Consider the following 23,808-nt stretch of genomic DNA (forward strand, 5'->3'; position numbering starts at 1 on the left):
TATGAAAAAATATATTCAACTCATCAAAAAAATAATCTACTGTACGGGCGGAGTGTTGCTTCTAGCGGCCTGCAATAAAGATTTTCCAAATCTGCTTCAGAATTTTCAGGAGGCAAAAGATAGCCCTGAGAATAGGGATAAAGTTTTAATGGTTATTGTAGATGGGTTGTCGGGGCCTGTGGTGCAATCCCTCGAGCCGACCAATCTCATTGAGATGACCCGAAATGGTATGGTCACCTACGGTAGCCTTGCTGATCCAACTACTGATTTTCAAATGACCAATGAAGCAGTTGTATCATCCTTGCTCACAGGTGTAAATGCGAATAAAAATAAGGTAATATCCAATGATCTATCGACATTGAATGTTGCGGCTTACCCGACTATATTCAGCCGGTTGAAATCTGTTCAGGGGAAACAAGTTTCCAGTCTGTACACATCTTCTTCTACTTATGCTACTTATCTGGGAAAAGACGCCCATTTGGAAAAGAGTGCTACAGACGAAACGGTTCTGGCGGCTGCTAATAAAGGTCTGGCAACTGATTCGGCGGATTTAAACGTAGTGCATTTGGTGGATGTAGACAAAGCCGGAGCGAGCGCTGAATATTCGGACAAGTCCACAGCGTATGTCAATGCAATCAAGAAAATGGATCAGCAAGTTCAGCAGCTCGTCAATACGATTAAGGCCCGTAAGTCCTATATCAATGAAAATTGGCTGGTCATTGTGACCTCTGGTAGAGGCGGCGATTCCAAGGATCCCGTAACAGATTTTACGGCATTTGGTGATGCCAAACGTGCGACTTACACGCTGATGTATTCCCCTAAATTTGCACGTAAGATTTTACCAAGACCTAGTTCCAAAGATGTGCCTTTTGTGGGCGCAGCAACACGTTATACCTATGCATCAAATAATCAAGTGATAGCTTCGCTAGCCGATGCGAATCAGTTTAATATGGGAGTGGGGTCTGATTGGACAATTACCTTGTTCTTCAAGTTTAATGTTCCAGACGAGGAATATATTTATCCTGTTTTTTTAGCTAAACGAGAATCTGCATTTTCAGGAAGTTCTCCAGGCTGGAATCTATTTATTGAATATGGCGCTTGGGGATTCAATAGTCCAATATGCGATCAGGCTTTCGGGTCAAAGGTCAACGATGGGAAATGGCATGCCTTAACGACTGTTATCAAAAGGAGCGGGGAAAAGGATTCTATTTATTTATACACGGATGGAACTACAGGTTCTGTGTCTGGGAAATTTTCTCAACAGCAGGTGAAGAATAATAATTCCTTGGATAATTCGGTCCCTTTGCAGATTGGTTATAATAAAGGCAATGGCAATCCGGATGCAGATTTTTCAATATGTAATCTTCAGATTTATAATAGAGCATTTACACTGGAGGAGGTACAACGGTATGGCGGTGTTACTCACATTGATAATACTTATCCGTTTTGGAATAATCTACAAGGATATTGGCCAGGTTATGATGATGTAAATACAAGTAAATTAACAGAGAAGACAAGGAAAGGAAATGATTTTACGATTAAAGGCCCTACTTCTTGGACTAGTTTCAATGAAATAGTGCCATTTTTTCAGCCGCCAATCGGAGAATCTTTTTTTCGTCAGGTTCCCAATGCGGTGGATGTTCCCTTTATGATTTATCAATGGTTAGGAATCACAGTGGAAAGTGCCTGGAATCTTGATGGCAAAAGCTGGAGCCCCAACTATGCACAAATAAGAAATTAACCGATAGAATAGACCATTATGAATAAAAGATATATAGTATTTGGATTTATTGCCGGGATGATCGCTTTAGTATCTTCCTGTGGTAAAGAAGGCTTCGATTTTAAGGATGGCTATCAGCAAGGAGACGAAACAGAGTCTCCCATTATGACAGATACAACCATGGGGAAGGCGGATAAAAGTTTATACCATCGTGCCCGTATCTATCCGGGGCTTGTAGGCGAAAATGTGAGACGTATTCAGGATACAACATTGTCCTTGTTGATAGACCGAGAATATATCAGTGATTTTCAATACAAAGTAAGTTATACACCATCACCAATATACAGTACCGGGTTATATGCGCCCGCAGGAGAAAATGTTCGAATCACTGTCCCTGCTGGGGTAGTGGGCCTAACAGCACAGATTGGTGTACATACGGACAACATTACAGGTAAAGATGCTCCACGACGTGATGCCATTATCTATACCCGAAAAGAGTTATTTCCAGGAAATAATTATGTCGGTAATCTTTATGGTGGTACATTATGGATTATTAGTCAAAAAACAAGACCAACTCCTGTTAACTTAAAAATATCTGGAGCGACCAAAGCCAATGATTTTGTCCTTGGAAAAATGACGGTCTCGGATTGGCAGAAGCAGGTTTTGGCTAATGATGTGCCTTGGATGGATCTTATTGGCAAAAGAACAGCATTTTCAGTTCCTCGCTCGCTTGTCGTAAAGATGATTCAATCAGGTAAGATGGATCATGTGGATGAGGCTTTGCAGCTTTGGGATGATTCGTATGAAAAGGATTATTACAACTGGATGGGTCTTTCTCCCACTGCCGCTAACCCAATAAATCGTTACCCAAGCTTATGGGAGCGCGGAGTGATGGATATTCACCCTTCCCTCGGTTATGCCCATAGCGGAAGTCCATGGATCATGCAGGAAGATGAATATTGGTTGGATGAATTGACAAACCCGAATACCATAAAAAAAGGAACTTCATGGGGAACCTATCATGAGGTAGGACATAACTATCAAGCGGGATCGTCTTGGAGCTGGTCTGACTTAGGTGAAACAACAAATAATCTTTTTATTTTTAATGCGGCCCGAAATCGAGGTGAGACTAACCGAATTGATTTTCATCCTGCTTTAAAAACGTCTATCCCAGGAGCGTTGAAGTTTGCTGCCTATAACGAAGTTAAGACATTCAAACCATTTCCTGCTGGTTATGGGCTTGATGCAGATGATCCATTTGCCCGCCTAACCCCATTTCTGCAGATATTTGATAAAGTGAAAGGAAAAAACGGCCAGTCTGGCTGGGATTTCTTCCCTTACATTTATAGTAAAGCAAGAAATGAAAATTTCTTCACCTCCTTGGATCAAGCGAAAAAAGATTATTTCTTCAGACAATTATGTCATTTTACGGGTAAGGACTTCCAGCGTTTCTTTTTTGCTTGGGGTATTCCAATCAGTACCGCCGCAAAACGGGAGATGCGTAATTTGTACCCTCCTATGGCGAATAAAATTTGGGATTATAATCCCCTGACTTTTACCGGAGGAGACGAGGTTCTGCCCACAAAGTACAGCCTTCCGAGAGCTGCTTTTGTTTATACATCGAACGTCTCCACTGCTACAGGTGAGAGTACGGGTAAAATTGATGCAATGCAAGATGGAAAATCTGATACATATTGGCATACATGCTATTCCGGATGTAGTGTTGCAACGAATTTGCCGGTAGAAATTATGATAGATATGAAGACAATTAATGCATTTAAAGGATTTTTTATTCAGAATAGACAGAATAATACCTATGCAACAAAAGTCACTGTACGTATCAGTCAAGATAATAGGAACTGGGTGGACATGGGGACATATGATCTAGCCAAATCTTCGGAAACAACCGCACAACGAAATGTGATGCGAGAGTTCACTTTCGATAAAATTGTGGAGGCACAATATATGAAATTCTCATTTCCGGAGAAAAATCTGAGTGGAGAAAACCATGTTGCACTAGCGGAGTTAGGAGTGTTTTACGATATATAAAAGACTATGAAAAGATATTTTAATCGAATTAAAGTAGCGATATGCGCTTTGGCGATATTAACGGTTTGGGTAGGTTGTACTAAATATGAAAATCCCCCAGCTGTATATGAGGATTTAGAGCAAGTTGGAGATGGAACAGTGAAAAGAAAAGTTCTTTTTATTTCAATTGATGGTGCAGTAGGTGCTGAAATAAAGAAAATTATGCCGACAAATATTGCGGAGCTTTTGAAGACAAGTAAATATACATTTGAATCTGTTGCGAATAATAACACAAAAAACGCGGCTACTTGGATGACAATGATGAGTGGTGTCTCTGCGGACATGCATGGGATAGAGGACGATTCCTATATTCCTAAACCAAATGAAAACAATCCCCATGCTACTCCAGTAGGTTATCCTTCTATTTTGTACCGTATTTCCACACTTGCTCCTACCACGAAATCCTTTGTTGTCGCCCGTGATCAGGCAATTAATACGAAATTGCTCGTAAGTGCAGATGAGACATTTGATGCCACATCCGACGAAGCGGTAAAGAAACAAGTGGTTGAAGTATTGGCAAAGAAGAATCCTGGTATTGCTATTGTACAGTTTAAGGATGTGCTTACAGCAGGCGAGCAATATGGCTTTTCTGCATCTCAAACGGGGTATGTTGACGCCGTAAAGAAAGTAGATGGTTACATTGGCGAGATTCTTACCGCATTGAAAGCGAGAACAAATTATAAAACTGAAGATTGGCTGGTTATTTTGACGAGTAATCATGGTGGTGTTGATAAGTCATATGGCGGCGATTCATTTGCAGAAAGAAATACCTTCACGATATTTCAGAATAACAATTTCAAACAATTGGAGCTTAAGACCGAGATGATTAAATCGATGCGTTTTTTCGGATTCTATGATGCTGGGCAAAGTAGCTATACTTACTATAATCCAATAGCTTTTAGAGGACGGAATAATCCTGTCCTACCGAATGAAACAATTTATGATGTTGCGAAAACTGGAGAGTTTACGGTCGATGCAAAGGTGAAAATGAATCCAACCAATGGTGCTTTCGATTATGCTTCTAATGCTCCTTTTTTAGGCAAGAATGCAGCAAGAACTGGCTCTACTTCGGGTTGGGCATTCTTTAAATCGGGAAATGCGTTAACCTTCTTTTTGGCAGATGGTAGTACAAATGTACAGCCTGGAATGGGGCCGGTATCCTCTGCAGGTGAATGGACACATATTGCTGCAGTTGTCTCCACGATTAATAATGTTCCTACAGTTAAGGTATATGTGAATGGTTTGAAGACGGGGGAGGCGAGTAGTGCGACACTCAACCTGAGTAAAGCCCTATCGACGACAGGCTTGACTTTTGGGTATTTCCCTTATATATTTTCGGGCCGCCCTGTTGATATGCAGTTATGTGATGTACATATTTACAATAAGGCATTGGATGAGGCTGCGATTAAGAAGAATGCGACTCGTGTTGGTATTCCTGATGCTGAGTTCGCTGGCTCTGGTCTGATTGGTTATTGGCCGATGGAAAGCTTGGTCAACAATAAATTTATGAATAAGATTACTGGTAATCCGGATATAGAAGCACAGGGAGCTTCGAGAACCGTGTTGAGTGGTAATAATCTTCCTTATGTGGATCCAAATGCGATTTTGATTCAGCCTGAGGATATGTTTACTCAAATTTTTTATTGGTTGGAAATTCAAACTCAACGTACTTGGAATCTTCAAGGACAAGTATTCCTAAATAAATATGAAGTAGAGTTCCTAAAGCCTTAACTAATTACCCCTTTGAAATGAAAAGAATACCTAAAATGAATCTACGGCGCAGTTTTCTCTTTGCAGGTTTGCTGCTTTCATTCTATGCCTGTAAGGAAGAAGAACTGGTTTTCCCTAAACAGGAGGGACAAGAAGTGATTGTGACTGAAACACGCCCCACTGCGAAACCAACGAATTTGACTTTGGTCTCTGCCTTTAACCAAAATATAGAGATTCACTGGCCAGCTTTAAGTGACCGTGTCGCCAAAGCACAGATTAGTTATGTCGATGGAGGAGAGAAACGGGTTGAAGTGACTGATTTTGCCAAACCAACAATCATTCATTTAGACGAATTAAAGGAATATGATTTCGCACTAAAATACCTTACAGCTGATGCAACTGCATCCAAAGTAACAGGCGTCAAACTGACACCGCGTCCTTATGAGGTAGATTATAAATTGGCCAATGTTGCGACAGACAAAGTTGACGGTGGAGTAAAATTTGTTTTCCCAAACACTTCTGAAAAAACATTTAAGTACCTGATCAATTATACTGTAAATGGAGAGAACAGAAAGCTGGAAAGTGAGAATTCGAAGTCTGATGTGTTGATCGTCGATAAACTTTTTGATGATACAAAAAACATAGATTTTAATATTACAATTTCCGATGCGGCATTGAACAGGTCAAAAACAAAACTTGTAGAAACATCACCAGGAATTTTGCCCTATAAGACATTGGTTCCTTCTTTTGCATATTACTATAGTGGACAAAAAAATGCTATTACTGCTTGGACAAACACGCTAGGAGAGCAAGTAACTGTAAAGGTAGAATACACATGGAATGGAAGTTCGAAAATAGCCCAGATTTCTACGAGTGATCGAGATGGAGAATTACTTCTTGAAGGTAATCCGACAAATGTACATGTTACTTTGACGGGAAAAGAAGGTGCTTCTGTTTCCTTTGATGGTGTCATTTTGCCGCCGAAAGAATTTGCCGATAAAGCTAGCTGGACGGCTACCGTGTCAGACAATCAAGCGGGAGATGGTGGTGGAGCTGCTGCATTAATTGATAATAATACAGATACCTATTGGCATTCCGATTGGGGTACACCGGCTCCATTTCCACATTGGTTTAGAATAGATTTCGGCAGAGCAAGGTTTGTTTCTAAAATCAGTATGATTCGTAGAAAAAATAAAGACAATGGCTTTGTACGTTATAATGTGGAAGTATCAGTTGATGGCAATAATTTTGCCACCGTTGCAAAAGATATTGAGTTCAATCCATCAAATGATGGTTGGCAAGACTATATTTTGCCCAAAACAGTTAAAGCGAGATATGTTCGGGTTACAATGACAGCACCGAAAAATCAGGGCGATGCTTTTACACATTTAGGTGAATTTAGCGCGTTTGGATATTAGTCTTTTTGTTGAGTACCGAGCTTACATATTTGCATTATAAGCTCGGTATTCAACATCTTTATTTAAATACCTCTCTATAGTAAACAACCTTTCCCGACTCAGTAACACCTGAAATAGTGATACAAAAGCCCTTCGCTCGACTATTATTAAAAAAGGTAAAAAGTCCTGATGTATTTCCCGCTTCGATCGTGGCAAAGGCATTCCAATATAACGTTGGTCGATAATCTTTGGGGCTATTAAATTTCTTGGCTGTGGTTTCGTAGGTTACGTTGGTATATTGTGTAATAGGCATGTACCCCATAAGGGTCTGCTCATCCACTGTCTTGCCAATCTCACGGTCGACTTCATCTGCTGAGGACTGAAACAGAAGAATAGCTGGCTGATTATTTGCCTGAGGTAAACTCGCGTAGTATTTTACCATGGGAAAGTTAGCCGCGTCTTCAAAAAGCCCACTATCACCAATATTGGATTCAAAATTAGTAAAGCTCTGCTCTATTCCATTGATATAGATTTTGGTGTTTCTTTGCGGGTTATAACTTTTGAGTTGTTTCCGTATATAATCGCTAATATCATACGAGCGTTTAATCACATTGCTATCAAGTGCTGGATATATCACTGCATCGGGCTTTACATTGGTCGGAACATCTGCCATATAAAATCTTTTTTGGACGCGCTCTTGCTCTCTTTGCAATCGACTTCTATGGACGACAACAGTTGCTAGCCTGCGCTGTCCCTTTGCGTCAACAGTGAAATTTGGGGCAAAGCTTTCAAGTTGAATTAAATCTGTCGTTTTATAATCTCTTTGTGGTAGGCTGTCAGCAATATAAACCGGACGTCGGAGCTGTTGCGGATTAGCAAAAGTATAACGAACAGAAAACGGCTCAAATTTTAACCGACGGTAGATTTGGCTAAATTTGGTTTCTATGGAATCAAAAATGATTAAGTTGGGGATACTAAATCTGCCGAGGGAATCAAAACCGATTTCTTGGTATTTCATGCGTGATGAGCCAAAATCCTGATAACCGAAAGAAGCTCCTCGGTCAACGCCCTTGGATTTTTCCTCCTTCTTCAATAGGTTTCGGTAGCTTTCATAAAACTTAGCCCATCTGTATTTTGGCATTATTATCTGGCCTTTTAAAATAAGTAATGTATCTTTATAGAATTGCTTATCGCTATAGCAGATTTCTCGAAACCAGTTCACACTCTGAATATAACTGTCTCTATTCTTGCTTTTGTTCCAGTAAACTTGAGGTGCGATTAAATTGTCTGAGGCTAATGGTTTAAGGTATAGATCGGTCAATATACTTTCGTTGCTATCTATCGGAACATCAATATCCGTGACTGAAATTGATAATTTTGCAGATTCTTTTATTGGAAGCTGTAATTGGAGCCTATTCCCGGATTTTTCACCTTCACCCCGTTGTAAAGAAACCTCTGGCCTGAGCAGGATTTGTTCCTGTCCAATGATGGATGTTCGCAAAGAAAGTAATTGACCTGAAGTATTGTTGACTTTAACTTGTAAAAGTCCATACTCCAAACTATTATTCTGAAGCGGAATATTAATTTTTTTCCCTTTAGTCAGATGGACTTGTTCTTTGAAAAGAAAACGTTGTTGTAGGTTGGCTTCAATACGTACAGATTGTGAATCGATATTGGTCTGTAATTGGATGACAGTTTGATCATTCTCCGTTATCAGGCTTGCTTTACAGCCCAATTTTGCCGAGGGTAAGCTGTTTTTTCGAATGTTTCCATCCGCAGCGGTCCATTCGATGAAATAATTCGTTGTCAAATTCGGGGTAAAATAGATCATAGCAAGTCCTGCCCCGTCAGTCTGGAAATCACCTAAAAACTTCCCTTGATCATCCGTCAGACTACCTTTGGCCATGGCAGGAATTCCATTGCCGTCCATACATTTGATCGTAAGCTGATTCGAAATGTTGCTTAATAATAACCCCCCTTCAGGATAAAAAAATAGATTGTAGCTTCTTTCTTTTTTAGGAAAATTAGATTGTTGTTCTGGAATAGGCTTTCCCAATTGAAGTATGCCGATTTTTTTAAAATATGGTCGGCGGAGTGGACAGTCCGGATCATTTGTATAGGCATTGATAAATAGCTCGTTTCCCTGATAAGCTGGAGGAATAACAAAGTGACTTGCTGTAATACCTTGCGAAACCATTGCTACGGCCTGCTGGAATTCTTTACCCTGTTCATCTGCCCATTTGAGGTAGAGGTTAAACACATTTTTCGAAAGAAGACCTTCTTCCAAAACATAACCTTTAAACCATACTGTATCGCCGGGGAAATAGTAATCCCTATCTGTATGCAGGTAAATACTGTTGCTCTGTGCGTGGCTGAAGTTTATTTGTATAAATAGAAGGAACAAGATAATATATCTCATGATCATAATTTATAAATGGTTTTCGCTTAGGATTATTTTATAGCATTTACAACACTAAAAAGTATTGTACCGTTTAAGGTACGGAAATTAATTTTTTATTAAAGAATAAATATCAATCAATCGATTGCATTGTTTTCGGTGAAAAATTGAGGCAGAGAAAATGAGGAACGACTTAATAACAAGATGGCTGACGAGAGACTTAGCAAAATATTAAGTATATTCTATAGATATAGACTGACTATAGCATATTTGATGGCTTATATAAAAAAACGAAACTCAGGCAAAATAAGGATTGGGGTGGAGAATTTAATCCAACGCTGGAGTAACGTGTTTTCCAATCTGGTAAGTAAAATATGCATAAAAATAGAACGGGATGCTAAGCAAAGAGCATCCCGTTCGCGTTAAATTATGTTGGATACAGCTTATTTTAATTCAATCATTTTTTGTTTTTCATCTTCCTGCTTGTCTTCTTGTAAAATGGCTACTTGAAGGTTGCAAACTAGCATAAGGATAATAAGAACGACAAAAGCGATAGGAAAAATAATACCGATGATTACCGCAAGCAGTAAAGATATATTTAGGTATTCCTGCCCATTTTTGGAAGAAACCTTTAAGCGTGAGCTTTTAAATGAATCAAAAAGGTCTTGAAAAGCTTTTGTGATCGTTTTGCTGTTGATGCTGAATGTTGTTTTAGTTGCCATGATGTTTATTTTTTAATGTTTTTATTTCTTATTTGATATCTCAAAGGTAGGGGAGATTTGCTGAAGGGGGGAGCGTCATTAGGCTAATCAGGAAAGAATCTCGGTAAATGACGGGCATGCGTCGGTCAGTGGCGAAAGAAGCACCAATAATACAGGGACTATTGGTGCTTCTTTTGAGTGGTGTTATGTCGTATTGGAATTAAAGACCCACATGCTCTGTTTTGGATTTTGTTGGTCCAGCGGCATTTTGTTTATAAGAGGGGTCGTAATTCCAATGAATACGATCTGTTAATACCTTTCCGTCTTCTTGTACAATCTTAGCTTCGATGGTGTTCGCTCCCTTCGTGAGCTTGACGTTATCAAAAATGTAGTGCACATCTGTTTGCCCTTTTCTAACGCCTTTGATAACAGTTCCGTTAACGGTTAAAGTTGGTTCACCTCTATTGGAATAAATAGTTACAGGGGTGATTTGATTTCCGCGATTGATCATACGGCGTTGGGTGACATACAATACCGATTCTTTGCTCCAATTTGCTTTATACCAGTAAAATCCATCTTTTTTCAATTTTCTATCAAAAGAAACCAGTCCTTTATAATTTCTTGGATTAACGTTCAGTGCGGTAATCGGTGTGGCGAAATCAAAAGTATTCCACACGTATGACCCTAGAAAAATAGGGCTTTTGGAGATTACGCCCCAATGGACTTCATGGAATTTTGTTGCATATTCTTCTGGGAAAAATGATGGATTGCTCCATTGGTTGCCGAAATTGCCTACCTCTTCCGCCTGATCCTCAGGAACTGCTTCGGCACCGTATTCAGAAAAGATAATCTTGTAGTCTTTGAACTCTTTACTTATCCGTTGCGCCCATGTGGCTACATCGTCATCCTTTGGGGATTTGTCTTCCAGTTCACCGTTATACCAGCCGAAATAGTGGTTGATCCCTTGTACATCGGCGTTGTTGTTAACCGGATGATCAATTACATTGTATCCGCTGACGGAGACGGTGTAACGATCCGGATCTTCGGATTTAGCGAGATCATTTAGTTTGGTCGTGAGTTCTACGGTGTAGGCAGACGGGGAGTAAACTTCGTTATGCATCCCCCAGATATAGATGGAAGGATGATTAAAATTTTGTCGAATTAGTTCTTTCAACTGCTGTTGGGCGTTATTGTCTTCCAATGTCGTCACACGATTCACAAATGGGATTTCAGCCCAGATCACAAGCCCGATACTATCGCATTTGGAATAGAAATATGCTGACTGCTGATAGTGTGCCAGACGGATGGAAGTGGCTCCCATTTCTTTGATAATGGATAGATCTTCATCGTGGTCGGCGTTGCTCAAGGCTGAGCCTTTGCCCCAGCGGTCCTGATGCCGGCATACGCCATATAGAGGATACTTGATGTCATTTAAAAAGAAACCTTGGCCAGTACGCAATTCAAATTTGCGAATACCTAAAGGTGTCGTCACTTCATCGATGATTTGGCCATCTTTTTTAATCTGTGTTACCACACGGTAGAGGTAAGGATCATCCAATCCTTGCCATAGATGTGGATTTTTGACTGCAATTTGTTGTGATAATACCTGACGGCCCTGAGGCGGTAATGTATAATCCGTTTGTTGCTTTGCTTTAATACTGCCATTTTTTTCAAAAATGGTTGTTAGCAATTCGATCGGTTGTATTTTTCCAGACTTGTTGTCAATTTTTATCTTCAAAGCGATATCCGCAGCTTTTTTCGAAACATTTTGCTGCGTGACATAGATTCCTTGGGAAGCAAAATCATTCACGGCAACATGGATATCTTCAGTAATAATAAGTTCAACAGGCCGATAAATACCTCCGTACATGGGGAATAGGGTATGGTTGACCGGAATAACCTGAGGACTTGCTTCGTTATTTACTTTGACCAACAGCTCGTTGTCCACTCCCGATTGAAGCATATTGGTTAATTCAAAGACAAAAGCAGAATAGCCTCCCTGATGCCGGCCAACAAAATTGTAACTGCCATTTCGTAGCGCGTTATCATAAGTGATATCATTTTTCCCCGTTTTGGCAGGAAGGGGTTTATTATTTAAATAAACCTCGGTATTTGTGTTAACTCCCTCAAATCGGATGAAAATGCGTTTACCTTTCCAATCTGATCCAGGAACAAATGTTTTGCGGTAATAAGCGTCACCAGTATAAAAGCGTTCGTTTTTTCCAAGGCTACCTGGTTTGATTTCGTTTGTCTGCATATCTGTTGCATTCCAGGTATGTGGTAAGGTAACAAGTTGCCATTTTCCATCAAACGTGAGGTTATAGTCAAGGGCTGAGCTGGAAAATGGACCTTTTTTGAACGACCAGTTTGCATTGAACGGAATGACGGTTCTGGCATGCAGGTTCAGCATCGTTATCCCGATTAAGAAGAGCGTATAAAAAATCCTTTTGATCATGTGGTTTTAAACTTAGGGTATTTGTTTCGTTTTCAAATATAACCAACAAAAAGACAATGCCTAATCCCGCCTTTTTTTTGAAAACAATTTATTGAAAACAAATTAACTGTATGTATTTTATTTTTCCGTGAAAACATTTTTTATTTCTTTATTGATCTATTTGTATGATATACACTACAACGTTTTCGAGAGTTGCGCAAACGATTGACTGAATTTGGCTTTGGGTAATAACTTAATAATTTCTTTACAATTGCATCGGATATAGAACCAAATTACCAACACTAACAAACCTTAGAAAACATAATATGAATAGACCTTACTTGCACCAATTTAGAAAAACCAGGTTGTATTGTCATCTCGCATTCTTGACGCCGGTGGTCGCATTTTCGGTAATGGGCACTGCGCAGGCTAAAAATTCCCATCTATCAACAGTAAAAAATAACACTTCAATGTCTGCTTTTCAGCAGAAAATCAATGGTACAGTTGTTGATGAAAATGGAAAACCTATCGCGGGTGTGACGGTCTCCGAGAAAGGAACTTCGCATTCTACATCAACGGATGGTCAGGGGAAATTCTCGTTAGCTGTGACCTCCTCGAATGCAGTGCTACTTTTTAATTTTGTTGGTTACGTCGCTAAAGAAGCCGTAGCGAATCAATCATCTTTAGTGAAACTTGCGAAATCGGAAGATATGCTGGAGGAAGTCGTGGTGGTCGCCTATGGAACCCAGAAGAAAACAAATATGACCAGTGCTGTGACACAGGTAGACACCAAGGTCTTACAAAACCGTCCCGCACCGACAGTAGCAAATATGCTTCAAGGAGCGGCTCCCGGCTTGGTCGTTACCAGGCAATCGGGTAAACCAGGGGGACAGGGCCTAACGATCCAGTTGCGGGGCGCTTCTTCCGCTACGGATAATGTGCCGCCTCTGTATGTAATCGATGGTGTGATCAGTTCTCCCTCAACATTTGAAGGGTTAAATCCGAACGATATTGAAAATATCAGTGTACTAAAAGATGGTGGAGCGACAGCGATTTACGGCTCTCAATCTGCAGGCGGTGTTATTCTGATCCAGACCAAAAGAGGAAAAACTGGTCCTGGACGTATTACTGTGATGAGCAATATGGGTATCCAGATGCCTTCTAATATGCCCGACCGTCTTTCGCTGGTCGAGGAGATGAAATATATGAATCTTGGTCGCGCAAATGCCGGTTTAGCACCAGAGTATAATGATGAGGATCTAAACTACGCGGTTAACGGTCCAACATTCGTTTTGGGTGCGAATGGACAATGGCGTACCTATAATCAAAAGAATCTAATTGACGAGGTTGCTAAGAAGTCCTATAATCTGTACAACAACAATATCCAATTTTCGGGCGGTAGTGAGAAAATTACTTACATGGCCTCACTTGGTAATATGAGCCAAGCTGGGATGTTCAAAGTAGGCGAAGATCATTTCACACGCTGGAATGCCCGTGCAAATATCTCAGCTCAGGTAAATAAATATTTAAAATTGGATATTGGGTCTGCCTATATCAATCAGGCAACCGATAATCCACAGGATGGTGGCTATGGTATTGATGGTGGTGGAAATGGAATCTTGCGCCAGTTTTACTCTTCACGTATGCGTTTTCCGCTTTATAACGAAGATGGTACTTACTATCGGAGCGGTACCTCGTCAGCTATCGGTTACGCTTTAATGAAAGATGGTGGATTTAACCGGGACCGAAAAGATACCTATTTCAATAATGTAACGGCGACGTTGAGTAATTTTGTAAAGGGCTTAAATGTCAAATTGATGTATAGCCGCGAGAACACAAACCAACAAAATCGCAATTTTAGAAGGACTGTTACCTATTATTCTGGTCCAGATCCCAAAACGGCAAGTCAATTGAATAATCCGAATAACTATGCTGTCACGGACTATAAGACATTATCGCTAAATTATCAGGCAATTGCGGATTATGATTTCAAGCTAGCAGAGAAACATAATTTTCATCTTATGGGTGGTTATCAGTTTCAGTCTTACGATTTTGGACAGATTACCGCGAGTGCAAAGAACTTGTATGTCAATGATAATCCAAGTTTAAATTTTACCTCTGATCCCTTGAATAAATCACACGAACAGCGCGCTGAACGTGGGAAGATGCAAGCATATTTTGGACGGTTTAACTATAACTATGATGAAAAATATCTTTTTGAGGCCACCGTTCGAAGTGATGAAAGTTCACGTTTATTTCCAGGTGTCCGTGTGAAGGTATTTCCATCCTTTTCTGTGGGGTGGAATATGAGCCGCGAAGCGTGGTTTGAATCAATTGCAGATGTCGTGAGTGAATTGAAACCACGTGTGTCTTGGGGTAAAGTCGGTTCTCAGGTTGGGATTGGTTATTATGATTTTCTGGCGCAATTAAAGATCGGACCTAATACAGACCCAGGAAGAACTGGTGTTGTTTTGGGTGATACCAAACAATCTTATATTTATCAGGATATGCTTCCTGCTTTGGGAATTAGCTGGGAAACCGTTGAAACGCAGAATTTTGGATTAGATTTTAGCTTTTTGAAGCGTAAACTTAGAGGTTCGTTCGACTATTACAACAAATATAACAACAATATGTTGGTGGCGGTTGACCTGCCCGAAACGTTGGGTATAAAAATCCCGCGGTCAAACGATGGAAAGCTCAAAACTTGGGGTTGGGAATTCAACCTTGGCTATAGCGATAAGGTCGGTGAGGACTTCTCCTATAACGTAAATTTCAACCTCGCAGACAATCAGAATAGGTTGGTAAGATATGGAGGAGCCGGTAATATCATCAAAGCGGGTGTCAATCCACGGGTTGAGGGCTATGCACTGAATTCAATCTGGGGTTACCAGGCGGATGGCTATTTCCAAACCGAAGCAGATCTTGCACAAGCACCGAGTTATAAAGAGCTCTTGAACAAAGCAGGAGTTCCCGGGTTGGGGGATGTCAGATATGTCGATGTCAATGGTGATGGAAAAATAAGCCCAGGTGGTGGTCGACTGGGAGATTCTGGTGACTTAGTATATCTGGGGGATATCAATCCAAGGTATCAGTATGGCTTTAATATCAATTTGAGCTATAAAAACTTTGATTTGGGTATGTTTATTCAGGGAATTGCCAAACGAAAATTTAAACCTAGCAATGAACTGATTCAACCTTTACTGGCTTCTTGGTATATGCCTATGTCTTTCCAAACTGACTATTGGACACCGGATAATACCAATGCAGCTTTCCCAAGACCTTATCTTGAGGGAACGCAGAATTTCCAGGAGTCAAGTAAATGGTATCTGAGCGGTGCTTATGCCCGTTTGAAAAACGTTCAGATCGGCTATACATTGACAAAAGATCAGATGAAGAGACTGCCGTTTGAACGGATTAGATTTTATGCTTCAGGAGAGGATTTGTTGACATTATCCAAAATGGGGGTATTCAAAGGTGTAGTTGACCCTGAGATGAAACCAACGAGAGAAGGTTCAACGACGGAGATCGCTTCCCCTTATCCATTTGCTCGGACAATATCGTTTGGAATAAACCTTGATTTTTAAGAATTGATTACCATGAAAAGAAAATTTATATATATACTGCTCGCTTCCCTTACACTTGGCTCGGTGCAATCGTGTAAAATTGATGAATTGCCAGAAACGACCGTACCAGATGTCGGTTTTTGGAATACGGTCGCTGATTTACGCCTGGCGGCAAACTATTTCTATACAACATTGCCGGGACTGACACAAAAGGAAGTAAATATGGACAACTGGTCGACTTTTGCTTATCCCAATGACAAAGGAGATCCTATTTCGGACGGCTCCCGTGTAAAACCCGCAACAAGTGATGACTACGACTACTCCAATATTTTTCAGGCAAATAAATTGATTGAAAAGTCCAAAGAAGTATTGGCAAAAGGAGGGGATCCTAAGCAGGTGAATTGGTATGTCGGTGAGGCTCACTTTTTTAGAGCATGGTATTATTTTGAGATGTTCAAGCGCTTTGGTGGCGTTCCATTGATTACTAAAACCATGTTGGTGGATGATCCTGATGTCTATTTGCCAAGAGCCTCGAGAGAGGAGGTACTGCAATTAATTTTTGACGATCTGGATTATGCGATCGAGGCACTACGTACTGCTGATGAGATTAACACCGCAAAGGAATATGGTCGTGTTTCGAAAACGGCAGCTTTGGCTTTTAAATCGCGGGTCGCATTATTTGAAGGAACACGGGAAAAGTTTCATAAATATGGCGAATTTCAGAAACACCTTTTAATGGCAAAAGAAGCGGCAGAAGCTGTGATGAGCTCTAATATGCATGCTTTGTTTTCTCAACCGGCGACAGTAAATGGTCAAATTACAAACAATGCCTATTTCAACTTATTCCAATTGGCTGGAGAAGGCCGGGCAAACAGAGAAAATATTCTGGTCAGGGGTTATGGTATCAGTCAGGATAACAGTATCGTTTCTACGCCTGTGCAACGCTATTATGAAGGGAATTCTATTGTGCCCACCCAGAATTTCGTTGATAATTATGTGATGGTAGATGGGCTTCCTACGAATAAGTCACCCCTGTATCAAGAACCCGATAAGACGATGACACATGCCGAATATTTTAACAAACGTGATCCGCGGATGGCTTTTACGTTGTTTAAAAGAGGAGATGAATATATTTCAGGTGGTAACTATACGATTCCTAACCCAAGCAGACAACGAAGCGGGTTTGGAATCCGTAAGTATGCTAATGAGCAGTTCTGGGCAAGACAGGCATCCTATATAGATAAACCTGTTTTGCGTTATGCAGAGGTGTTATTGAACTATGCTGAAGCTGTTTATGAATTGAAAGAATCGGACGAATTTATTGATGATGTAGATTTGGATAAAACAATTAATCAGTTGAGAGCACGTTTGCCACAGGTGAATATCGGTACAGCTGCTGCACCTAATTTTGTTTCTATGGGCAAATTAACTAATGCTTTAGTCGCAAGTAATGGCTTGAATATGCGCGAAGAAATACGCCGGGAGCGAAATGTAGAATTGGCTTTTGAAGGATTTGCCTATTGGGATTTAATCCGCTGGAAAACAGCGGAAGTGGAATTGCCAAAAACGTTGTTGGGAAGTTATCTATTCACAGAGTATCTGACTGATAAAGACCAAAAATGGGATGCAAAGACTCCGATAAATGACAAAAATTATATTATTTTACAGGATGCTTCTTTAAGAAGATTTGAGACTCCAAGAGATTATTTGTGGCCAATTCCGACTTCGGAGATTGCAAAAAATGATAAAATTACACAGAATCCCAAGTGGGATTAAGAATGAGGAAGATATCTTCGGGTATCTTCCTTTTTTTGTTTTTCGCGGATGATTAATTTGATGAACAGTATCTACGATGATGATATGTTGGAATATTGTTTTGAAACTTACTAAACCAAATTTTGATGAACTTAAATAGCATCTTTCTTTTCTGCTTCTCTTTTTTTGTCATACAACATGTCCAGGGGCAAGTAGACATTATTCCAAAGCCTCTGTATGTGAAAGTCTCGGATAAACAGATTGTAGTAAAGAATACACTCCTTGTTTTTGCTGATCCGGTATTCGGAGCAGGAAGACAGTACTTTCAAAGACTTGTATTAGCCAAATATGGTCTGACCAGTTCTATTACAGACCAACGAGATGCTGCGAATATCTGTTTGCTAAGAGACGATAAATTGGCTGAAGAGGCTTACAAGCTTTCGATTAAAGGTACAGCTATAAAAATTTATGCCTCCGGTCGGGCGGGCATGCTCAACGCTGTATCGAGTATTGACCAATTACTCGCTGCGGCTGAACACAAAGGTGATCAGATTCGATTACACACAGTAGAGATCGAAGACAAACCGCAATTTGCCTGGCGCGGGTTTATGCTGGACGAATCGCGCCATTTTTTCGGCAAGGAGAAAGTGAAATCTCTACTGGATTGGATGGCTTTTTATAAGTTGAATAAGTTCCATTGGCATCTGACAGATGAACCGGCATGGCGCCTGAGCATACAAAAATATCCTTGGTTAACTCAGGTTGGCGGGATAGGCAATTATCTTGATCCTTATGCCTCGGTACAGTATTATAGTCAGGCAGATATCAGCGAAATCATTGCCTATGCTGCTGAGCGAAATATTGAGGTCATTCCTGAAATTGATATGCCAGGGCACGCTACAGCGGCCAATCGCGCATATCCTTTTCTCTCTGGTGGGGGGAACGAAAAGCACCCCGATTTCACTTTTCACCCCGCCAAGAATACAACATATACATTTTTGACCGATGTTTTGCGTGAAGTGAAATCGCTGTTTCCCACTGTCTATATTCATTTGGGAGGAGATGAGGTCGCCTTTGGCAGCGATGCCTGGGATAATGATGCCAAAGTTCAGGAGCTGAAAAAGACAGTTGGCCTAAAGTCCAACAAAGAAGTTGAAGAGTATTTTATTCGCCGTATGGCTGATTCTGTGGCTAGGATAAACGGAAAGATTATTGTTTGGGACGAAATGGTGGACGCCAAGCTGGCCAAGGATCAGACCGTCATGATGTGGTGGCGCCATGATAGACCAGAGCAGCTAGTAAAAATTTTGGATAAAGGCTACCAGACTATATTAACACCTAGGTTACCCATGTATTTTGACTTTGTGCAACAGGAGAATCATAAGTATGGACGTAAATGGGGGAAAGGCTTTAATCCTTTGCAGGATGTGTATAATTTTGCTGGAAGTCAATTGGATAGTTTGGGAAAAAGAAAAAAACAGGTCTTGGGTATCCAGGCCAATCTTTGGACAGAAACGGTGACCAATATTAATCGTTTAGATTATCTTGTGTTCCCTAGAATAGCCGCATTAGCGGAGGCGGCATGGGTGCCGGGAGCAGGCCGTGATTTTGATGAATTTACAAAGAAACTAAAAAAGCATTTGCCTTTGTACCGTGATCAGGGACTTTATTACTTTGATCCTTTTAAGGACAGTAACCCAGAGCCTGCAGTGATCAAAAAATCACAAAAACAATATATAGATAATCCAAAGTAATCATCGGACGAGAAATATATATCTGGTCAATAAACATAGATTTTTTTCGTCGTTGGAGGGAGTCATTTTTAAAGAAATATTAATAAGATGAAATATAACAAATTAGTCAAAGCATTGATTCTTGGCGGTATATTGCTGGGGGTAAAAACTACTTCGGCGCAATGGACAGGTCCTCGCAAGAAGGTCGAAAACAAAATAGACGTAAAATATGGACCTTTAACGCCCGCACATCGGACAGATGAGGCGATGGAACGTTTCCGAAACTATGGATTAGGACAATTTATCCACTGGGGCTTGTATGCAATTCCCGGTAATGAATGGGAAGGAGTAAGCGCACGTAAGGGAGCGGCAGCATCCGAATGGATACGTACCTGGAGCGGACCAACAGCACCGAAAGATTGGAAGAATACCTATGATAACCTCTACAAGCAGTTTAATCCTACAGGTTTTGATGCAAAAAAATGGGCTAAACAGGCTAAAGAAATGGGGGCGAAGTATCTTATTTTTACCACAAAGCATCATGATGGATTTGCCCTTTGGCCCTCTAAGTATACAGACTACACAGTCAAGAAAAGCCCTTACAAAAAAGATATTGTCAAACAGGTCGTAGATGCTTATACGGCAGAAGGAATAGATGTATTTTTGTATTTTTCAATTCTCGAATGGAATAATTCAAACTATATGGGGAAAGCTCCCTCTACTCCTGAAGAAAAGGCTAAATTCAATAAGTTTTTGGAATATACGCGTAATCAGTTGCTAGAGCTTCTACAAAACTACCCGCAAATAAAAGGTTTTTGGTTTGATGGTACTTGGGATCAATCTTGGATCCAAGCGTATGATTTTACGTATAAATTAGAAAAAGAGCTGCGTGAAAAACATCCGGGACTGATTATCGGAAGCCGATTTAGAAATGACGAATTTGGAAAACGACATTTCGACTCCAATGGTGAAATGTTAGGTGATTATGAACAAGGTTGGGAACGCAAAATGCCGAAAGAATTTGAATGGTTGGAGGGACGTGACTGGGACTGTGTCATGACGATCCCTCCGAATGGTTGGGGTTATATGAAAGACTGGTCTGGAATTTATACGAAGACCTCAGAAGATCTGATCGATATGTTGATGAATTGTGTTTCCATGAATGGCAATTTTGTGTTGAACTTTGGGCCTGATGGGAACGGTCTTATGCATCCGGGAGAGGATAAGCTAGCCAAGGAAATCGGGGACTGGATCAAAATAAATGGTGAAGCTGTATATGGTGTCAGACATGCGGGGCTTGCGCCATCCAAGTTGGGGTATTTCACGAAAAAGGCCGACAACCTCTACCTTACTGTGTTTAACCGCCCTGTCAACAATATTGTACGTATTGCTGTTCCTAAAAACGCTGCGGAGGTTCCGGTGGAAGCTGTATTGTTGCAAGATGGTCAATCTTTGGATCTTAAACGTTCCGACATTGGGTTGGATCTTGACAGGAATACCTACTATGATGTTGTTCTTCCGGGGACATTTCGTGCAGATCAAGCTTTCGTTGTAAAAATGAAACTAGGTAAACCAAAATCGCAAAGTGATAAATTAATGGATGCAAAGATGTAATTTCCTGCATTAGGTTGGATTTCACAATTTCATTTCATTTTAAATGCGTATGAACCCTACTCCAGCGGACGATTGGGAGTGATCGAAAAAAGCGGGATTTAAATCAGTGTTGATTTAGATTCCGCTTTTTCTTTTATACAATAGCCGACAGTTCCTGTGGATGGTGGATAATATGTTTTGCGCCGTGCTGTCTCAATTCGTTCTCCTCGCGAAAGCCCCAAGTCACACCAATTGCAGTCACAGCAGCGTTATTGGCGGTATCCATATCAATGGAAGAATCACCAACATAGTAACAGTTCTCTTTTGCTATGCCTAATTTTCGTAGGGTTTCCAGGACAATGTCTGGATCAGGTTTGGGCGGATGTCCTGTGCGGTGACCAAGGACGAGATCAAAAGCGATCGTGGGAAAATATTGTTTAATTAAAGGAATAACCGCCTCATGATATTTATTGGATGCTATTGAGATCAAATAACCCGACGATTTCAATTCTTCTAGTAGCGGTATAATTCCGGCATATGGTTTTGTGTGCGAGACAGGCTTTTGCTCGTAATATGCTTTAAATGCAGTAAGCAAAGTAGTAATTATGTTTTCTGATCGTGCTTCTTCAGGTAATGCGCGTTCAATCAATTTTTGTACACCATTGCCTACAAATTTCTTATAGGCGGACAGTTGATGTATGGGATAGCCGTATCGTTGAAGAATGGCATTACAGCTGTCCCCAAGATCTTGCAAAGTATCCAGCAATGTACCGTCCAGATCAAATATTATTAGCTTCATGGGCTAAATCTAATAAAAACCGCGATGGATTTATAGTGATATTCATCTAAAAAATGGTGTTTTTCTAGGAATGTCAAGTTTTTTGGAGCACAAGTGGTGATACGGTTAAGTAAAAAGTCAAAGCACAAATAATCGTGCTTTGACTTTTAACAGTAGAAATCTTCGGATTTTTTTGTTTTATCCAGGCCAAACGGCTGTTTTAATCTGAATGAAATAGTATAATTAAACGATGAATTATTTCCAGATACGGCTATCTATACTCCCTTTTTTTGCGTTGTCTAAATCGGGAAAGAAAGTAAAGCCTGTTGCTTTTTCCAGTTCGCTTACCGTTAATCTGTAACTGTCAAAAGTACTTCCTGATGGCGGGGTAATATTGTCGATCTTATAGCCAATGGTATAGTATTCGTTCCCTTTTTTCATGGCCAATGCTTTGAAATAGTACTTTGGCTTTGCTATGTCTTTCCCGTCATTGTCCGTGGCAAAGTCAAGTAGGTTGTCCATCTCACTTGTAGGCATTGCTCCTGTTACAACATACATGGTGTCACACTGTGCGGTCCAGGTTCTCACCTTTGTTTCCAGATTTGCCCAGAGTCCCTGATTGAGACGGGATGCTTGTGCTGTCATATTGGTGAAGTAAAATGTTGTTTTATTCTGCGTTATATTCAGGTTTCGATCCGCGCTGGGAAGTTGATGGCCGCGGTCATAACCTGTGGGCTGAAATCCTTTAAATAGCGTTGGTTGAAATGCTGTTGATACGGCGGGGTCATATGCCCATGCATCGGTGCGATTGCCAGAGCCTAAAATATCACGATATAACGGATAAGCAACCCAGTAAGCCATTTTAAGTGTTTTATTGTACAACATCGCATAGTTTCTTTCCGTTTTTGCGTCGGGAAGAAAGTGCTGTACAAAGACCTCATCATTACTCAGATCGTTCATTTTGGGGATTTCAAGATAAGCTTGAGAGTTGCCGGTTTCACCACTTAGTTTACCATTGTTAATGCTGATATTAAAACGATAAAGATTCCCGCCGATCAGTTTTTTTAGCTGTTCATTTTGCGGTGTTGTCCAGGTATAACGATCGCCATTCGGAGCTATAAATTTAATTGTCTTTTGGGTGATGTTCTCTCCGGGAAGAAGTATGAATTCTATTGTAGCGGTTTGCGTGCTGCTCGCCGTTACGTTTGCTTGAATATCTTTTTTTTCATTCGTATTGATATTCAATTTGCCTGTTGAGAGATCAAATCCTGCTGTTGTATGTACTGATGGAATACTTACTGTGATCGGTCCGGCTTCCAAAGCGGCCGTATTGGTTATGGAAAGGTGAATAGAAATCTTGCTTAACTGTCTTACAAAATTAAGCGGGACTGTATTGTTCGTTTTGCTGATGTTTTTTGTATTGCTTGCATACATGAAGTCCAATGTCGATAAGTTTGTTTGATCACTTACATCAAGAGGGTATTTAAAATCGCTAATGGGTCTGTAAGGATAATAGGCAATGAAATCCACTGGTTCATTGGGTAAATAACTGGGAGTTTTGCTTTGAAATACTTTGCCATTAATGGTAAATAGGTGATTATTAATTCCATTCATAATAGAACTTGAACTTAATGGCTGTCCGTTTCTGATCATATAAACGCCAATTTGATCATTCTTATTCCAGGGGCTTTCTATCGCATTCGTTTTTATTTGCCCCACGATGGTAGGTGTAAATTGTAGCGCAGTATGTTCAATTCGGGAATTATTTTTTTGACATGCGTTGAAGGTAAGTAATGCGGTCATCAGGTAAACTATCCGACACATGGTATGCTGTGGAATAGCCATTAGCTTGTAAATCATTTCGATCGTTAGTGTTTGTAAATAATGAGACGGCAAAAGTAACTAGAAAAACTAAACAAAAAGAGCACTAACCTGCAT

The 23,808-nt window shown here is 40.4% G+C and carries 13 protein-coding genes; 8 read left to right on the top strand and 5 right to left on the bottom strand.

The window, feature by feature from the left end:
- Position 1: 1 nt before the first annotated feature.
- From D7322_RS10965 to D7322_RS10980, 4 genes are read left to right on the top strand one after another with little or no spacing between them, the layout of a single operon-like run.
- Positions 2 to 1,741 (top strand): LamG-like jellyroll fold domain-containing protein, encoded by a 1,740-nt coding sequence (locus D7322_RS10965; protein WP_121124157.1) that lies wholly within the window; start codon positions 2 to 4, stop codon positions 1,739 to 1,741.
- A gap of 18 nt (positions 1,742 to 1,759) precedes the next feature.
- Positions 1,760 to 3,769 (top strand): M60 family metallopeptidase, encoded by a 2,010-nt coding sequence (locus D7322_RS10970; RefSeq protein WP_121124159.1) that lies wholly within the window; start codon positions 1,760 to 1,762, stop codon positions 3,767 to 3,769.
- A gap of 6 nt (positions 3,770 to 3,775) precedes the next feature.
- A complete protein-coding gene (locus tag D7322_RS10975; protein WP_121124161.1) occupies positions 3,776 to 5,539 on the top strand; it encodes a LamG-like jellyroll fold domain-containing protein in 1,764 nt (587 codons plus the stop codon).
- Between the two features lie 17 nt (positions 5,540 to 5,556).
- Positions 5,557 to 6,936 carry a discoidin domain-containing protein gene (locus tag D7322_RS10980; RefSeq protein WP_121124163.1) on the top strand — a complete coding sequence of 460 codons (1,380 nt, stop codon included), beginning with the start codon at positions 5,557 to 5,559 and terminating at the stop codon, positions 6,934 to 6,936.
- A gap of 58 nt (positions 6,937 to 6,994) precedes the next feature.
- On the opposite strand, the gene D7322_RS10985 is transcribed toward D7322_RS10980, so the two are convergent.
- The 3 genes from D7322_RS10985 to D7322_RS10995 all read right to left on the bottom strand — a co-directional run bounded on the left by D7322_RS10985 (position 6,995) and on the right by D7322_RS10995 (position 12,469).
- Positions 6,995 to 9,334, bottom strand: a complete 2,340-nt coding sequence (locus D7322_RS10985) for a hypothetical protein (RefSeq protein WP_147430371.1) — start codon at positions 9,332 to 9,334, stop codon at positions 6,995 to 6,997.
- Positions 9,335 to 9,756: 422 nt separating this feature from the next.
- Positions 9,757 to 10,035: a DUF4342 domain-containing protein gene (locus tag D7322_RS10990; RefSeq protein WP_121124167.1), complete on the bottom strand. Its 279-nt coding sequence runs from the start codon at positions 10,033 to 10,035 to the stop codon at positions 9,757 to 9,759.
- Positions 10,036 to 10,234: 199 nt separating this feature from the next.
- Entirely contained in the window at positions 10,235 to 12,469 is a 2,235-nt protein-coding gene (locus tag D7322_RS10995) for a glycoside hydrolase family 2 protein (protein ID WP_121124168.1), read from the bottom strand.
- A 305-nt stretch (positions 12,470 to 12,774) separates the two neighbouring features.
- Between D7322_RS10995 and D7322_RS11000 the strand changes: the two genes are divergently transcribed.
- From D7322_RS11000 to D7322_RS11015, 4 genes are all read left to right on the top strand, one after another.
- Positions 12,775 to 16,032, top strand: a complete 3,258-nt coding sequence (locus D7322_RS11000; protein ID WP_183078670.1) for a SusC/RagA family TonB-linked outer membrane protein — start codon at positions 12,775 to 12,777, stop codon at positions 16,030 to 16,032.
- A gap of 12 nt (positions 16,033 to 16,044) precedes the next feature.
- Positions 16,045 to 17,787 carry a RagB/SusD family nutrient uptake outer membrane protein gene (locus D7322_RS11005; RefSeq protein WP_121124170.1) on the top strand — a complete coding sequence of 581 codons (1,743 nt, stop codon included), beginning with the start codon at positions 16,045 to 16,047 and terminating at the stop codon, positions 17,785 to 17,787.
- 125 nt (positions 17,788 to 17,912) lie between these two features.
- A complete protein-coding gene (locus D7322_RS11010) occupies positions 17,913 to 19,520 on the top strand; it encodes a beta-N-acetylhexosaminidase (RefSeq protein WP_121124172.1) in 1,608 nt (535 codons plus the stop codon).
- A gap of 87 nt (positions 19,521 to 19,607) precedes the next feature.
- Entirely contained in the window at positions 19,608 to 21,113 is a 1,506-nt protein-coding gene (locus D7322_RS11015) for an alpha-L-fucosidase (RefSeq protein ID WP_121124174.1), read from the top strand.
- A gap of 133 nt (positions 21,114 to 21,246) precedes the next feature.
- Here D7322_RS11015 and D7322_RS11020 read toward each other — a convergent pair whose 3' ends face one another.
- Together D7322_RS11020 and D7322_RS11025 are read right to left on the bottom strand one after the other, a co-directional pair.
- On the bottom strand, positions 21,247 to 21,891 hold the full coding sequence (locus D7322_RS11020; RefSeq protein ID WP_121124176.1) for an HAD family hydrolase: 645 nt from the start codon (positions 21,889 to 21,891) through the stop codon (positions 21,247 to 21,249).
- A gap of 234 nt (positions 21,892 to 22,125) precedes the next feature.
- The gene (locus D7322_RS11025; RefSeq protein WP_121124178.1) at positions 22,126 to 23,730 is read right to left on the bottom strand and encodes a DNA/RNA non-specific endonuclease; all 1,605 of its coding nucleotides are present in this window, start codon (positions 23,728 to 23,730) and stop codon (positions 22,126 to 22,128) included.
- Positions 23,731 to 23,808 lie beyond the last annotated feature (78 nt).

Source organism: Sphingobacterium puteale (assembly GCF_003627955.1).
Classification (GTDB): domain Bacteria; phylum Bacteroidota; class Bacteroidia; order Sphingobacteriales; family Sphingobacteriaceae; genus Sphingobacterium; species Sphingobacterium puteale.

Bases quoted from the DNA above. Each gene is read 5' to 3' on its own strand.
- D7322_RS10975 (WP_121124161.1), top strand. From the start codon at position 3,776: ATGAAAAGATATTTTAATCGAATTAAAGTAGCGATATGCGCTTTGGCG.
- D7322_RS10970 (WP_121124159.1), top strand. From the start codon at position 1,760: ATGAATAAAAGATATATAGTATTTGGATTTATTGCCGGGATGATCGCT.
- D7322_RS10985 (WP_147430371.1), bottom strand. From the start codon at position 9,334: ATGAGATATATTATCTTGTTCCTTCTATTTATACAAATAAACTTCAGC.
- D7322_RS10965 (WP_121124157.1), top strand. From the start codon at position 2: ATGAAAAAATATATTCAACTCATCAAAAAAATAATCTACTGTACGGGC.
- D7322_RS10980 (WP_121124163.1), top strand. From the start codon at position 5,557: ATGAAAAGAATACCTAAAATGAATCTACGGCGCAGTTTTCTCTTTGCA.
- D7322_RS11015 (WP_121124174.1), top strand. From the start codon at position 19,608: ATGAAATATAACAAATTAGTCAAAGCATTGATTCTTGGCGGTATATTG.
- D7322_RS11000 (WP_183078670.1), top strand. From the start codon at position 12,775: ATGAATAGACCTTACTTGCACCAATTTAGAAAAACCAGGTTGTATTGT.
- D7322_RS10990 (WP_121124167.1), bottom strand. From the start codon at position 10,035: ATGGCAACTAAAACAACATTCAGCATCAACAGCAAAACGATCACAAAA.
- D7322_RS10995 (WP_121124168.1), bottom strand. From the start codon at position 12,469: ATGATCAAAAGGATTTTTTATACGCTCTTCTTAATCGGGATAACGATG.
- D7322_RS11020 (WP_121124176.1), bottom strand. From the start codon at position 21,891: ATGAAGCTAATAATATTTGATCTGGACGGTACATTGCTGGATACTTTG.
- D7322_RS11010 (WP_121124172.1), top strand. From the start codon at position 17,913: ATGAACTTAAATAGCATCTTTCTTTTCTGCTTCTCTTTTTTTGTCATA.
- D7322_RS11025 (WP_121124178.1), bottom strand. From the start codon at position 23,730: ATGATTTACAAGCTAATGGCTATTCCACAGCATACCATGTGTCGGATA.
- D7322_RS11005 (WP_121124170.1), top strand. From the start codon at position 16,045: ATGAAAAGAAAATTTATATATATACTGCTCGCTTCCCTTACACTTGGC.